Source organism: Williamsia sp. 1138, from assembly GCF_002095435.2.
Lineage (GTDB): Bacteria > Actinomycetota > Actinomycetes > Mycobacteriales > Mycobacteriaceae > Williamsia.
This window is the reverse complement of the sequence record NZ_MJEJ02000042.1, coordinates 116729-130995: the sequence shown is the minus strand read 5'-3', so window position 1 is coordinate 130995 and position 14267 is coordinate 116729. Positions and strand designations below refer to the sequence as shown.

Below are 14267 nucleotides of genomic sequence, written 5' to 3'. Positions count from 1 at the left end.
GCTCCATTGCTTTCCATTGGTTTCCGCGGCCTGCGCAGGCCGCTCGCTCACTCCTACGTAAAAGGGCCCCATGAAGTCTTATGTTCCGTCATGGCACGACGACGAAGTAACAGCCTTGTCCGAGCTCGCAGTCGGCTTCTTCGAACGTGAAGTGGTAGCCGATAACGCCAAATGGGACGAACAACATCACATCGACCGCAAGGTTTGGCTCGAGGCGGGGCGTCTCGGGTTGCTCCTGTGTTCGATCCCCGAGGAGTACGGCGGCGGGGGTGGAACCTTCGCCCATGATCTCGCCGTATTCGAAGCCCAGGGCTACTCAGGCGATTTGGCACTCGGTATCGCTGTACACAGCGGGATCGTCGCGCACTATTTGTCCGCGTACGGAACCGAGGAACAGAAGCGTCGATGGCTGCCCGGCATGGCCTCAGGCGAGATCCTTGCCGCGATCGGTATGACCGAGCCGGGCGCAGGATCGGATCTCAAAGCCATCAGGACAACGGCCATCAAAGGTGACAACCACTACGTCGTCAATGGCTCAAAGACCTTCATCACCAACGGCTCGTCGGCGGATATGATCCTGCTCGCCGTCAAGACGGACCCGCGTGCGGGCGCGCGAGGTGTTTCACTACTGATCGTCGATCTACGGGACAGCGAAGGCTTTTCGGTGGGACGGGTCCTCGACAAGGTGGGTCAACACGGGGCAGACACCTCCGAGCTGTCCTTTGCTGACGTGGTCGTACCCGCCGAGAACCTCCTGGGCCAACCCGGACAGGGTTTCGGCCAGATGATGACCCAGCTCGTCCAAGAGCGGTTGATCATCGGCGCGCAGGCGGCCGGCGCCATGAAGCGAGCCGTCGAAGAGACCGTCGCCTACACGAAGACGCGAAAAGCTTTCGGCCACAGCCTTTTCGAGTTCCAGAACACCGCTTTCGAACTCGCCGAGTGTCAGACGATCGCCCGCACCTGTGAGATCTTCCTCGACCACTGCATCCAATCACACCTACGCGGAGAGCTCGATCCCGCAGAGGCCGCAATGGTCAAGTACTGGCTCACCGACAAGCAATGCGAAGTGGTCGACCGCCTGGTGCAACTCCACGGTGGCTATGGATACATGCGCGAGTATCTGATAGCTCGGATGTACGAGGACGCACGGGTTCAACGCATCTATGCCGGCGCCAACGAAGTCATGAGGAGCATCATTGCCAGAGCTCTATGACGCCGGCACGCTACGTGCGGAGTGGCCGGACGGGCGAACCTCTGACCCGCAGCCACGTCGGCGCGGATCAGGGCTTCTCCGCCCGGCCTAGACGGCCGCGGAATCTCCACCCATGTAGGCACTCTCGATACGCGACGGATCTGCTTTCAGCGTTGCTGCCGATTCCTTCACCACGATTTTGCCGTGAACCAAGACAGCAGCCTGATCCGCGATCTCCAACGCAAGGTGTACATGCTGCTCAACCAGGACGACAGCCATGTCGTTCTCCCTCGCGAGCTTTCTCAGTACAACCAGGATCTCGTCGACGATCACCGGCGCAAGCCCCATGCTCAGCTCATCGATCAACAAGACCTTCGGCCGCTGCAGGATTGCCCTACCGATCGCCAACATCTGCTGTTCTCCGCCTGACAATCGTCCGGCGTCAATTTTGAGTCGCTTCTCCAGGGACGGAAAGTAGTCGACGACTTCTTCGATCGCACTTGCGCGTCGAGATCGCTCACGAACCGCGAGTCGTAGATTCTGCGTGACAGTCAGTTGCCGAAAGAGCGCGCGGTCATCCGCCACGAGGACCATCCCGGACCTGACCGCATCTCGCGGTCGGCCGCTGCGAACCTCATGTCCGTCCACGGTGACGTCGCCGGCAAACCTGGGTAGCAAACCCGCCAGTGCCATCAGCAGAGTGGTCTTGCCTGCACCATTCGGCCCGAGCAAGCAGGTGATCTCTCCGCGCTCAACAGTCAGGTCGACGTCTCGAACGCACGGTCGCGCTTTGACGTAGCCCGTAGCAAAGTTCCGGCATTCCAACACGCTCACGGCATGACCTCCTGCGGGTCTTGTTTCGGGATGTGCAACTCCGGGATGGCTGCCGGGTCGATGTCGATGTCCTCGGCCGTCGGGACCCCGAGGTACGCGCGAATCACGTTGTCATCTGTCCTGATCAGATCGGGTGGACCGCTGGCTATGACTTCGCCCAGATCGAGCACGATTATCCGGTCGCAGATTGTCAGCACGAGCTCCATGTCATGGTCGACCAACAAGATGGAGGTGCCCGCGTCACAGGCATCACGGAGTCGGCCACCCAACCAGCGGCTCTCGGTGCTGTCGAGTCCGGCTGCCGGCTCATCGAGCAGTGCAACAACCGGATCTGCCGCCAGAACACGCGCCACTGAAACAAGTTGGCGCCGTCCCTGTGACAACGTTGCGACCTCCGTATCGGCCGCCTCGATCAGCCCGACCATCGCCAAAACCCGGCGAACGCGTTTCGAGATGTCGTCCTTCGATCGTGAGCGTGATGCACCCACGGTCACGTTCTCGGTAACCGATAGATCGTCGTACAGTTCGACGTCCTGGAAACTGCGTCCCAGACCTGCTCGACTACGTTTGTGCGGCGCTGCGGTAGACAGCTCGCCACCGTTCAACGTGACCGACCCTGTCGCGGGCGCAAACCCGGTGATGGCGTCGATGACGGTTGTTTTTCCAGCCCCATTCGGCCCGATCAGTCCTACGATTTCGCCAGGAAAAATCTCGAATGACACATCTTTCGCAGCTTGGACAGCTCCGTATTTCACCCCTACCCCTCGCACCACCAGAAGGGGGTCGTCTGTTGACTGGCGGATGGTGGTGGCACCGACGCCTGGAGCGGGCATCTCGTCCGTGTCCGTCGTAGGGCGGAGGAAACGCAGTTTGGGCCAACGAATCCGTGGGAGAGTACTTGCTATGCCGTCGGGGTTGGCCATCACCGTGACGATCAGCAAAATACCGCTGATCACTGCGTAGTAGTCACCGATGTGAAGGAATCTGTCGATGAGTAGGTAGAGCAGGCCACCGGGTGCCATGATCCCAGCAAGGACCGCGCCCGTGATCGAGGTGATCCCCGCGATGTACATGACTGCGAACAGCGAGATCCCAAGGAATACCGCATAAGGCTCGGGAGTGGCAAGTGTCTGTTGGTAGCCGAGCAACGCCCCGGCGAGACCGGCTATGAAGGCGCCAATCGCAAAGGCGGTCAGCTTCGTCTGTGGAACGTTGATGCCCGCTGCGGCAGCGGAACGTTCGTTGGCGCGGAGCGCGAGCATGTCGGTACCAAGACTGCTTCGCCGCAGCCACGCCACACACAAACCGACGACGGCGAGAACGGCCAAACACATAATGGCAAAAGCCATTCGGGGATAGTCCTCCCCGGCGCCAATCCCGAGATCGAAGCCGAACAAACGTGGGGTTTCGATCGGCGCCCCGTTCACACCACCGTTCAGGGAAGGATTCCGGAACCAGAACGCCTCCAAGAACACCGCAAGCGCAAGCGTTACCACCGTAAGTGGAAGGCCACGCACGCGGAGCGCCGGCAACCCGACGAGCACACCTATGACAGTGGCGAACAGGGCAGCGATGATCGGCGCATACGGGAACGGAATCCCGAGATGAACGTTCAGGACGCTTACCGCGTATGCTCCGACCCCAGCGAGCGTGAGCTGCGCCAATGAGACCTGGCCGGCATACCCCGTGACCACGACTTGGGACAGTGCGAGTACCGCCAAGATGACACTCGTGACAATCGCGGCCCGATAGCTCCCCGATGTCACGAGAAGTGCGACAACAGCGACGGCGATAGCGAGAACCGTGGGGATCAAGATGTGTTCAGGTCGGGGCGCCCTCCCCAGCGCTTGGCGCACGATGGTCCCGCGGTCTGGCAGTGGCCGTCCCTTCACCACAAGGAATCCCATGATCAAGATCAGCGGAATTGCCTCCGACATACCCGTTTTGGGAAGCCAATCGTAGGTTCCCTGGAGATTGATCGTTTCGGACTGCAGTGAGCCGATCGCGAGACCCGCAACGACGGTGAGCCAGATCGAGGAGAAGTTCCCAACCAGTGTCGCCGCCAGGGCCGGGACGATGAACAGCGCGTACGCGACCGGATTGAGCGCAACCAGCGGGGCAATGAGAATACCGCTGAGGCCCGCGACGACGGATGACAACGCCCAGTTGCTGAAGGCGATCTTGTCTGGGGACAACCCTGTCAGGTATGCGCCCTTCTCGGACTCCGCAGCAGCCTCCGTGGCCACCCCGAATCGCGAGAATCGGAACATGAGAGTCGCCGCGATAGCAATGACCACGATCGTGGCCGCGAGCCAGATTCGGTCCGTCGGTGCGGTACTGGAGCCGATGCTGATGGTCTCGAGATCAAAGATCGGTTCGACCGGGACGATGCTGGTCCCGGCACGTTGAGCGATGAGGGCTTGCAGGACGATCATCAGGCCGATAGAAGCAACTGCTTTGGCCACCACCGATGCGTTGCGCATCGGCCGAAAGATCAGAGCGTAGAAAAGCACTCCCAGAACTGCAGAGATCGCCAGGGAGATTGCCATCGCGGGGAACACCCCAAGCGGTTGACCTAGGTCAACCGTCTTGGGGAGCCCCGGGATGGGGATCATCAGCTCACCCGTCCGCAGCAATGCGTAGGTGTAGGCGGCATAGAGAGCAACAGCGCCCGTGGCGAAGTTGACTACACCCGAACTCTTGAATGTCAGAACAAGAGCGAGGCCGATTGCCGCGTAGACAGCGCCATTGCCCAGGCCGAGGACGAGATAGGCGAGATGATCAGTCATGATGTTTCCTTCTGCTGTTCCTGGTCAGCCTTCGCGACTATCCGGCCAACTGGAGATCTCGCGGAATCCCTTGATCGTCGACCACACCGTAGAGCAACTGCGTAGAGCAGATCGAGGGCATCATGGGGAAAGCAGATCCGTTGCAGCTGAAGGTTATTCCTCCACCGGCCGGCATTTCAACCTTGTCGGTGGCCTGCATCGCTTGCTTCACTGCCGCTGCATTGACGTCACCGGTGACGCTTGCGGTCGCATTGACCATAGCCATCAGAACCTGGTAGCCCGAGGAACCCGCGCCCGTCAGCGACAGGTCAGGAGCATACTGACCCATGACCGACCGGTAGAGAACCGAGTCCGGGCGGTCCGAGAACACGTCGGTGGCCGTGATTCCCATGTTGCCTTCGACGGCCTGTACCCCGACGACGTCCAGAACGTTCTTGTCTAGACACACGGTGTTCAGAACCTTGTTGATGTCCGGCTCTGTGGTCTGGACCGCCTTCATCACCGACGTGCACAGCGCTGCGTCAGCGATGATGCTGATGCCGTCTGGATTGTCGGCCAAGCCTGACGCGACCAGGGGTGTGGGGTCGGGCACGCCGAGCGCTATCGCGACCACGTTGAGATCGATGCCGAAACCTTCGAAGATCGGTTTACCGAGCTGCTCGATGATTCCGGCAGTGCCGCCGCCATCACTTGCGAAGATCGTCATCGACTTCATACCTTCTGCTTTGGCCGCCGTGGCGGTTGCAGTCATGGTTCCGGGGAGCCCCGATGCCAATGCGAAGGAGTCAGGCGACGCGACGTCGAGCTGGGAGACACCATTCAATGTGATGTAGGGGATTCCGGCGCCGCCGACGATCGGAACAATGGCCGTTCCCTGTGAGGTTCCGGCCGTCAAGACGGCTGCGACCTTCTGTTCCACCATCTGGTTGGCGCATGCGGTCGCCGAGGTCGGCTCTTCTGCCTGCTTGCACACCACCAGGTCGATCGAGTGACCGCCCGCGAAGCCGCCGCCATTGTTATTGACGTATTCGACAGCCGCCTCGGCGCCCTGCCGCCATTCAGGGATCGAGACAACACCGCCGCCTTCGGTAGAAATGAAGCCGATCTTGACCGGCGAACCGGTAGCTGCGTTGCCCGGCAGGGATGTCGTAGGGCTTGTGGCCGCGCCGCCCCCGTCCTCGTCGCTGTTACTGCACGCCGTCGCTCCCAGTGTTGCGGCCAGCAGCACCGCACTGACACCTGCGAGGGTTCGCCGAGCGCGAACCATACTGCCGAGTTTCATTTCATGACTCCTTCGCGAGAACAGCGAGGGCGACGTCGGATGGGTTACCCGACACATTGAGCCGCTCGCGTGACCGGCATCACTTGTGGATGCTGGCGGTTGATTATGGGCGGACGATCACACCGGTGCGTTATAGAGGTTCCCGTCCAATGGGAGAACACCGTGAGCTTTCTTCGACGAACTGTTGGGCGGTGGCCTACTGGCCCCTTATCCGGCCGGAGACCCCACCAGGGAGCGACCGAATTGAGTTCTCACACAATAGAAAGAACCCGGGTGCGTAGCACCCGGGTTCAGCCCACCGCCTGTCGAGCCGCCAGCTATTCAGCTCGTGCTGTCGAGCTCCGTCGTCGCCAACTAGGCGGTAGAGGTCACCACATCGGCGGGCGACCAGATCGCCCGCATTGTCGTGATTTGCGACTGGTCATCGAATGTCATCACATCGATGGGTTCGACAACAATCGTTGTGTTCTCGATGACCGTCGTCACTCGAAAGTGAAACGCCGCCGTATCGGCAGCCACTCGTAGCGTCAGCAACTCGATGGTGCGTTCTCCACCTCGAACGGAATCGTAAAACGCCGCGATGGCATCGGTGCCCACATGCGCCGCGGTACCCACCGGATCCTCGACGCGCGCTCCCGGCGCATACAGCGCGGCAATCTCCGCGCCCGTCCCCATGGGCGCTGTCGCGAGATATTTGTAGACCACTTCCAGTATTGAATCGGGGTTTGCCATACCGGTCACGCCTCCGGTCCGCCGGGCAGCCCAACGTGATAGTGCCCGGCGGTCCACCCACCGTCGACCGCGATCTCGGAGCCACTCACGTAGCTCGCGTCATCGCTGGCCATGAAGGCAGTGACTCGGGCTACTTCGATCGGTTCACCGATGCGGCGCAACGGGACTCGACCGTACGGAGCATTCAACGCCTCACCGGTGTCTCCGGTTGGATTGCCCATCGGAGTGTTCACACCACCCGGGTGAACGGAGACCACCCGAATGACCGGTCCGAGTTCCAGCGCTTGTGCTTTCGTCAGCCCACGGACCGCCCACTTACTTGCAACGTAGGGGCTCATGCCGTTGGTACCTCGGAAGCCGTCGAGCGACGAGATGTTGATGACTACGCCCGCGCCCGCCTTCTTCATGATCGGCGCCACAGTCTTCACACCTAACATCGAGCCGAGGACGTTGATCGAGAAGAGCCGCATGACCCTTTCAGCCTCGATATCTTCCACACCAACGAAGTATTGGATACCCGCGTTGTTGACCAGCACGTTGACAGTTCCATGCACCTCGAGCGTGTGCGCGAGCACCTTCTGCCAATCGGACTCGCTGCTCACATCAAGCCTGCAGAACGAGGCCGCGTCACCGAGTTCAGCCGCAAGGGACTTACCAGCCTGCTCCGCCAAATCCGCAATGACGACTTTCGCCCCCTCCTCCACCATCACTCGGACGGTGGCAGACCCCATCCCCTGAGCGCCCCCGGTGACGATCGCAGTCTTTCCCTCTAACCTGCCCATGTCGTACTCCTTCATGTCGTCAGCTCATTTGCATGGGCAAGGACTGCGATGTTGCCCAACATTCCGCTGTGGCGTTTGGTGCGGTCGGTCAATTTCCACCCGTCAGCGGTTCGAGCCCAGCTGTCGTGATAGTCACCGAGTGTCCGAAAGTACTGGCCCTCCAGGTCACCGACCCCGAGGTGCATGTCGGCAACGTAGGCGCGACTGGTCGCGCTATCCCCCGACACATCGATCACGACGTTTCCGATGAGGTGCTGAGTCGGTCCACAGTCGTCGAGGTAGCGACGGAGAAGCGCGACGATCTCTGCCGCTGAGGACACGGCTCCGTCGCCAAAGTCTCCAGTCGCATCAGGGACGGCCAATTTTTCGATCTCACCCCAGTTTCGTTCGTCCATCGCACGCGCGATGATGACGATGTTGCGGTAAATATCCCGCTCGTCTCTGCTGTAAGTAATCACTGGCCATTTCCCTTCATCGATCGTGAATGCCGTTGCCGCAGGTGGCGTCCATAGAAGGTAGATGTTGGCGTCACTCCGGCGGCAGAACGGCTCCCACTGAGAAGGAGGCTGTGAGTCGCTAGGAGTCGATCAGCGAGTTTGCGAACCACCGTTGAAGTCGATCGTCTGGCCGGTGAGACCACCGGACTCATTTGACGACAGGTAAGCGCACGCGGCGCCGACCTCGATGGGGTCACCGAGCCTGCCGACGGGAATGGTCTCGAGGATGCGATCGATCATTTCTGGCGGCATCTTCTCTTCGAGATTTTTCTGATGCCCAAGCGCCAAAACGTTTGCCGTGACGCCGAATTGGCCCACCTCCGCGGCGAGATGGCGCATGAAGCCCTCGCCACCACTTTTGCCCGCAGCGTACATTGACACCCCGATGTTCTGACCGGTCCGAGCCGAACCCGACGAGACCTGAACGATGCGCCCCCAGCCCGAATCGCACATGCCATCTAGAACAACTTTGGTTGTGTTCAGCAGCCCATAGAGATTGAGATCGATGGACGGTGACCACTGATCGGGGGTCAACTCGCGGAACCGCTTATTGGTGCGCTCGACAGCGACACCGGCGTTGTGCACAAGGATATCGACATGCTGCCCCAGCGTGGCTTCGGACTCGCGGACGTGGGTGGAGACCGCGTCGAGATCGGTGACGTCGAAACCCGCAGCGAGCGAACGATTACCCTCTTCCGCGATCGCAGCGGCAACCTTCTCGGCCCGCTCGACCGTGAGGTCGTTCACGATGACGGTTGCACCCTGCCTGGCAAGAACTGTGGCGATGCCCGCTCCGACGCTCTGCCCCGCACCTGTCACCAGGGCGACTCGTCCTTCCAAACTGAACATCAACGAACTCCCTCATTCATACAACCGGTTCAGTCCGATCACTGTCGACCCAGCGAACACTTATCCATGCAAGATGTCAATCACTTTGAATACCAAACTGTATCCAATACACTCCTGCCATGGACAACGAACCAGCGCACGACTCCGGTGACGCGCGCCCAATACTCACCCGGTTCGGCACCGGGACAGCCCGTCTCACACTGAACAACCCGCGCCGAAAGAATGCGATCAGCCTGGAAATGGCGGCACGGATCGTGGACTTCTGCGACGAGGTCGAGCGCGACGACACCATCGGAGCCGTGGTCGTCGACGCCGTGGGCGACTACTTTTGTAGCGGTGCAGATACTCGTGACCTCGCGGCATCATCGGCAAACGCGTCGTCTCCCGAAGCAGTGGCCAGGACGTCAGCGATATACGAGTCGTTCGTTCGTGTCGGCACGTTGCCTGTTCCGTCCATCTCCGTGGTCACCGGAGGAGCAGTCGGAGCAGGGCTGAACCTCGCTTTGGCAACGGACCTCATGATCGTCACTCCTGACGCCGAGCTCGACAGCGGGTTCCTCGCCCGCGGCATCCATCCCGGTGGCGGGCATCTGTCTCTGCTCGGGAGAGCTGTCGGGTGGTCGGAGACCATCGCGATGGCGGGCTTCGGCCGATCCCTCACTGGCAAGGAAGCTGCCGATCGCGGTTTGGCTTACGCATGTGCCGCCGCAGCGGATGTGGCTGCGCTCGTTGATCAGCTCGTCGTCGCCGCTACCGCCGATCCGGAATTGACGCGTCGCGTGTTACGCAGTGCGCGTCTCGAATTGGGCCCGCCCGCGATCTCGTGGTCGTCGGCACTCGAGGTCGAACGTGGGGTCCAGATGTGGTCGATGTCGCGCAAGGGCGAGTCGTCATGGTCATCCCGAGGCCCGAAGACAGAGTAACGCGGCTCGAGCACGTCTACGTCTACGTTCACGGGAGCCTGTTCACCGCGGCGTGTGAGGCGCTCCGGCACGCAGGGCCATGCCGTTGACCGCCTCGCCACCGCGGCGATGCTCGTCCATCAACTGAGTCAACCGCTGATTGTCCCCCATGGAGAGCGCCTTGATCATCTCTTCGTGCTCGCGGACAACCCGTGCCCGGCCATCCGGGTCGTAGAGATACACCGCGTGGTAGGGCATCGCCAAGGTCCACAGGCGTCGCAGTTCCCCGACCACCAAGTTGAGGGGTGAACGATCGAACATCGCGAAATGAAAGGCCTGATTTTCGAGCCGCATGTCCAGATAGTCACCTCGAGTGCCCGCTGCTTCAACGCGGTCAGCACAGTCGCGGATCTCGCGCAGAGCCTTGTCGTCGAAGACCGGCAGCGTGGCGAGCACCTCGCGTTCGAGCGCGGCGCGCATGAGGTAGATCTGGTCGAACTCGGACTGCTCGAGTCTCGCCACGGTGTAGCCCACATTGTGTACATGCCGAACGAGACCCTCCGCGGTCAGCTGCCGCAGGCCTTCTCGAATGGGCAAGCGGCTCACGCCGAGCCTCACAGCCATGTCCTCTTGGCGGATCTGCTGCCCGGGCAGTAGCTCACCGCTGATGATCAGGTGTTCGAGCGCTTCGACGACTCGGGAGGCCGTCCGGTCAGCTGCTGTAGCGGACGGTGCATTGTCGGGCTTGCGCGGCACAGGAACCTCCTTGTGGTCGAGGAATCAGACGGAGACATCCGCCTCCCCTTCCCTGCGGCCATTCTCTCCCATGACCGGCGGCCCCTGGTAGGCACTACCGCTTGGCCTCACTGCGACCTATCACCAAGAACTCCCATCGAGCGCAGAGCGTGGATGTGGGCGTCGCCATACCCCATCGACGTCAAGATGCGATCAGAATCCGCACCCGCGCGGAGAGCCGGCGTGGGTGCCCGTATCGACGAGCGGCTCAAGGAGATAGGCACACCGAGGCCCCGGTAGCTTTCGCTGTCGATGAATAGTTCGCGGTGAAGCACCTGGGGTGATGTCAGTGCTTGTTCGACGTTGTTGACTGGGCTCGACGGAACGCCCGCGACCGTCAGCTCCCCCGCCAGCTTGTCGCGTGACCAGTTAGCTATGAGCGGAGTCAGGACGTCGATGAGGGCATCTCGGTTCGCGTTTCTCCCGCTGTTGGTCTCGAATCTCGGGTCCTCTATCAACTCGGGGACGCCCAGCACCGAAACGAGTCCCGCGAACTGACGGTTGTTCGCAGCGCTGACGAAGAACCCGCCCTCCGCTGTCGGGAACACCTGGTACGGGACGACCGTGGGATGGAGGTCGCCGGTGCGTTGTGGAATCGCCTCGCTGACAATCCAGTTCGCCGAGTGAGGATGCAAGATCGACACCACCGCGTCGAGCAATGCGATGTCCACCAACTGACCGAGTCCCGTCCGCATACGATCCAACAGCGCCAACAAAGTTCCGCTGAACGCCATGTTCGCTGCCGTGATATCGACGATCGGCACTCCGACCCGTAGCGGGTTGCCGTCGGGATAGCCGTTCACGCTCATCAGGCCTCCGTACGACTGCAGGACGGCGTCGTAGCCCGGCAGTCCGCCCATCGGACCGTCTACGCCAAAGCCGGTGATACGGCAGTACACGAGGTCTGGCCGTGATTCCGCCAGGACCGTCTCGTAGTCGAAACCCCAGTTGGCCATGGTGCCGGCCTTGAAGTTCTCGACGACGACATCCGCCGCGTCGAGAAGGTGCGCGAGTATCGCCCGCCCCCCTTCCGAACGAAGATCCAGGGTGATGTTGTCTTTGCTGTGATTGAGGCCCGCGTAGTACGCACTCGATCCCTCGTCGCCGAACGGTGGTCCCCACATCCGGGTCTCATCACCCTCCGGCGCCTCGACCTTCAGCACGTCTGCCCCGTGGTCGGCAAGCATCTGCGCCGTGAACGGGCCGGCGAGGACTCTGCTGAGATCGAGGACACGTAGTCCGGCGAGCACCCCCTTCGTGTTCGACGACTGCCACGCTGCCCGACCGTCGATGGCCACGCCTTCACTGGAATGGCTCGAGAGGCTCATACTCGGACCCCGCTGTCGTCGATCTCATGGCGGGGATACCCGGTGATGAGATTCCAGACGCCAGCTCCCTCGTCGAGCACCTCGTCGGCGAGGCGATCGCTCCAGTAGTCGGCAGAAACGTGCCTGTCACGCCACGACCACAGCGACGTGGTGGCTCGGCCGAGTCCGTACTCTGACGTGAACCCGATTGCTCCGTGGATCTGATGGCCGGCCGCGCCGATCTGCTGGGCGCCTGTCGAGGCCGCGACGGCGGCAGACGCCACGGCCGCAATCGATCTCGCTTCGGTTCCTTCCGCGGTCGCGACCCGTGCAGCGTTCTCGATGGATGCCGTGACCGAAGCCAGCTGAGCCAGTCTCTGCTGAATCGCCTGGAACTTGGCCAACGGCCGCCCGAACTGGGTCCGGCTCCGGGCATGACCAATCGTCAAGTCGCAGATCTGCCGGGACGCGCCGGCGATGGCAGCGGTGTACGCGAGCGCACTTCGACGTCGCAGACTCTCGGCTGTCGTCTCAGTGGTTGCGACAGTCTCGGGAACCGTAGCGTTGAAGGTGATGTCATTCAGCGGCACACCGACGAGGTCGGTACCCGGATGAACCCGCACAGTCGAATCTCCCGTGGCGACCAGAGCGAGCCTGCGCTGTGGTTCCTGCTCGGAATCCACCAGCAGGAGAATCGCTTCCGCCTCGCGTGCCCAAGGAACTGCGTCGATCACCCCATTCAGGACGAGCCTTCCGTCATCGCCGACATCCACGATAGCCTCGTTCACGATTGCGACCGTGCAGATTCCGCCCGGCAGCGCCATCCTCGACTGACCAGCGAGCCAGGCAGCCAGAACTCCGTGCTCGATCATCGGTGTGAGGGCTCCTCGACGCGCAGCCACCGTGACGATGTCGAGCGCGTCGGCCAGTGTGCCGCCGCTGCCGCCCAGGTTCTCGGGTACGTCGAGCGCGGCAAATCCAGCTGCCGTGAACTCCGACCAAACTCGGCGGTCGTAGTCCTTCACCGGTACCTCGGTGGCAGCCAGGTTCCGCTCGATGATGGCGTTGGCGGCATCGATCAAGGCCGCCCGATACTCCCTGTCGTCCATCACATCTCCAATCCACGGCCGACAATCGAACGCAGGATCTCGTTCGTACCGCCTCGAAGTGTGAACGCAGGTGTATGCAGCACGGCGTCCGAGAGCATCGCCGCGAACGGATCTCCGGATCCGATGCGAGCTGTTGTCGCGCTCGATCGCCTGATCTCGTCGACCAGGTCCCCTTCGAAGGTCGAACCCAGATCCTTGACCATGGCTGCAGCGACGTCAGGCCGCCCACCTGAAGACAGTTCGCGAGCGACGTCGATGGACATCTCGCGCAGCGTCCACGCCCGAGCAGTCAGTTCACCGAGGGTCCGGCGCTGGTCGGCGGTGGCGCCTCGATCCCGGAGCCGGTCCGCCCACGCGCGAAGCAGCGGCATGGTCGACAGATATCTCTCCGGACCCGAGCGTTCCCAGGCCAATTCACTCATCACCTGCTTCCACCCGTCGCCTCGCGCACCGAGCAGCGCCGACCGTTCCAGGCGGGCGTTGTGGAAGATGACTTCGTTGAAATGCGCAGACCCGTCGATGCTCTGTATGGGCTTGATCTCAATATCGTCGTTCGGCAGATCGACGACGAACTGCGACAGTCCCGCATGCCGATCTGTCGGGCTACCGTCGGTTCTGGCGAGCACCACCATCGCGTGAGCCAGGTGGGCGCCCGTTGTCCACAGTTTGGTTCCGGTCAACTCCCAAGCATCCCCGGTATCGACTGCGCGGGTACGGACTCCTGCGAGGTCAGATCCGGCGTCCGGTTCGCTCATCCCGATCGCGAAATAAGTTGTTCCAGCAGCAATTCCGGGAAGGTACCGTGTCTTCTGGTCTTCACTACCATGCGACAACAGACTCGGCGCCATTTGTCGATCCGCGATCCAATGAGCGGCCACCGGGGCGCCATGTGCGAGCAACTCCTCCGCGACCACCACCCGATCAAGTGCACTGAGGCCTTGACCTCCGTAGGCGACGGGAATCGCCATGCCCACCCAGCCCCGGTCACCGAGTCGCGCACTGAAGGCCGGATCAAATCCGGACATCCAGTTGTCGCACCGTGGCACAAACTCGCCACTGTCGGCTTGTTGTTGGAGAAACGCGCGCACCTCACCGCGAAGACGATTGTTGGACGGAGAGCCGGAGCCCTCCGCTTCTGTAATCGCGCTCGCTCGCGGCGTAACAGCGCCAAGTGACGCCATACGACCTCCTTCT

Annotated in this window: 13 protein-coding genes; 2 read left to right on the top strand and 11 right to left on the bottom strand. The window is 61.7% G+C overall.

The window, feature by feature from the left end; all coding sequences use genetic code 11:
* The first annotated feature begins 70 nt into the window (after window positions 1-70).
* Window positions 71-1216, top strand: coding sequence for an acyl-CoA dehydrogenase family protein (locus BH683_RS13280; protein ID WP_084836727.1), 1146 nt, complete (start codon window positions 71-73; stop codon window positions 1214-1216).
* 87 nt (window positions 1217-1303) lie between these two features.
* On the opposite strand, the gene BH683_RS13275 is transcribed toward BH683_RS13280, so the two are convergent.
* The 7 genes from BH683_RS13275 to BH683_RS13245 form a co-directional block, all read right to left on the bottom strand.
* Window positions 1304-2029 carry an ABC transporter ATP-binding protein gene (locus BH683_RS13275; RefSeq protein WP_084836726.1) on the bottom strand — a complete coding sequence of 242 codons (726 nt, stop codon included), beginning with the start codon at window positions 2027-2029 and terminating at the stop codon, window positions 1304-1306.
* Window positions 2026-4818, bottom strand: coding sequence for a branched-chain amino acid ABC transporter permease/ATP-binding protein (locus BH683_RS13270; RefSeq protein ID WP_084836725.1), 2793 nt, complete (start codon window positions 4816-4818; stop codon window positions 2026-2028). Before BH683_RS13270 ends, BH683_RS13275 begins: the two co-directional genes overlap by 4 nt.
* 37 nt (window positions 4819-4855) lie before the next feature.
* Entirely contained in the window at window positions 4856-6100 is a 1245-nt protein-coding gene (locus BH683_RS13265) for an ABC transporter substrate-binding protein (protein ID WP_084836724.1), read from the bottom strand.
* Between the two features lie 354 nt (window positions 6101-6454).
* A complete protein-coding gene (locus BH683_RS13260) occupies window positions 6455-6832 on the bottom strand; it encodes a nuclear transport factor 2 family protein (protein WP_246833357.1) in 378 nt (125 codons plus the stop codon).
* Window positions 6833-6837: 5 nt separating this feature from the next.
* On the bottom strand, window positions 6838-7614 hold the full coding sequence (locus BH683_RS13255) for a glucose 1-dehydrogenase (protein ID WP_084836793.1): 777 nt from the start codon (window positions 7612-7614) through the stop codon (window positions 6838-6840).
* Between the two features lie 11 nt (window positions 7615-7625).
* Window positions 7626-8072 carry a nuclear transport factor 2 family protein gene (locus BH683_RS13250; protein WP_084836723.1) on the bottom strand — a complete coding sequence of 149 codons (447 nt, stop codon included), beginning with the start codon at window positions 8070-8072 and terminating at the stop codon, window positions 7626-7628.
* 129 nt (window positions 8073-8201) lie between these two features.
* A complete protein-coding gene (locus tag BH683_RS13245; protein ID WP_084836722.1) occupies window positions 8202-8960 on the bottom strand; it encodes an SDR family NAD(P)-dependent oxidoreductase in 759 nt (252 codons plus the stop codon).
* A 119-nt stretch (window positions 8961-9079) separates the two neighbouring features.
* Here BH683_RS13245 and BH683_RS13240 point away from each other — a divergent pair, with 119 nt between their 5' ends.
* Window positions 9080-9883 carry an enoyl-CoA hydratase-related protein gene (locus tag BH683_RS13240; protein ID WP_084836721.1) on the top strand — a complete coding sequence of 268 codons (804 nt, stop codon included), beginning with the start codon at window positions 9080-9082 and terminating at the stop codon, window positions 9881-9883.
* 42 nt (window positions 9884-9925) lie between these two features.
* Here the strand turns inward: BH683_RS13240 and BH683_RS13235 are convergent, their stop codons facing one another.
* The 4 genes from BH683_RS13235 to BH683_RS13220 all read right to left on the bottom strand — a co-directional run bounded on the left by BH683_RS13235 (window position 9926) and on the right by BH683_RS13220 (window position 14254).
* A complete protein-coding gene (locus BH683_RS13235; RefSeq protein ID WP_084836720.1) occupies window positions 9926-10618 on the bottom strand; it encodes a GntR family transcriptional regulator in 693 nt (230 codons plus the stop codon).
* Window positions 10619-10725: 107 nt separating this feature from the next.
* On the bottom strand, window positions 10726-11985 hold the full coding sequence (locus BH683_RS13230) for a CoA transferase (protein ID WP_084836719.1): 1260 nt from the start codon (window positions 11983-11985) through the stop codon (window positions 10726-10728).
* A complete protein-coding gene (locus BH683_RS13225) occupies window positions 11982-13073 on the bottom strand; it encodes an acyl-CoA dehydrogenase family protein (RefSeq protein ID WP_084836718.1) in 1092 nt (363 codons plus the stop codon). Before BH683_RS13225 ends, BH683_RS13230 begins: the two co-directional genes overlap by 4 nt.
* Window positions 13073-14254, bottom strand: coding sequence for an acyl-CoA dehydrogenase family protein (locus BH683_RS13220; RefSeq protein ID WP_084836717.1), 1182 nt, complete (start codon window positions 14252-14254; stop codon window positions 13073-13075). Before BH683_RS13220 ends, BH683_RS13225 begins: the two co-directional genes overlap by 1 nt.
* Window positions 14255-14267 lie beyond the last annotated feature (13 nt).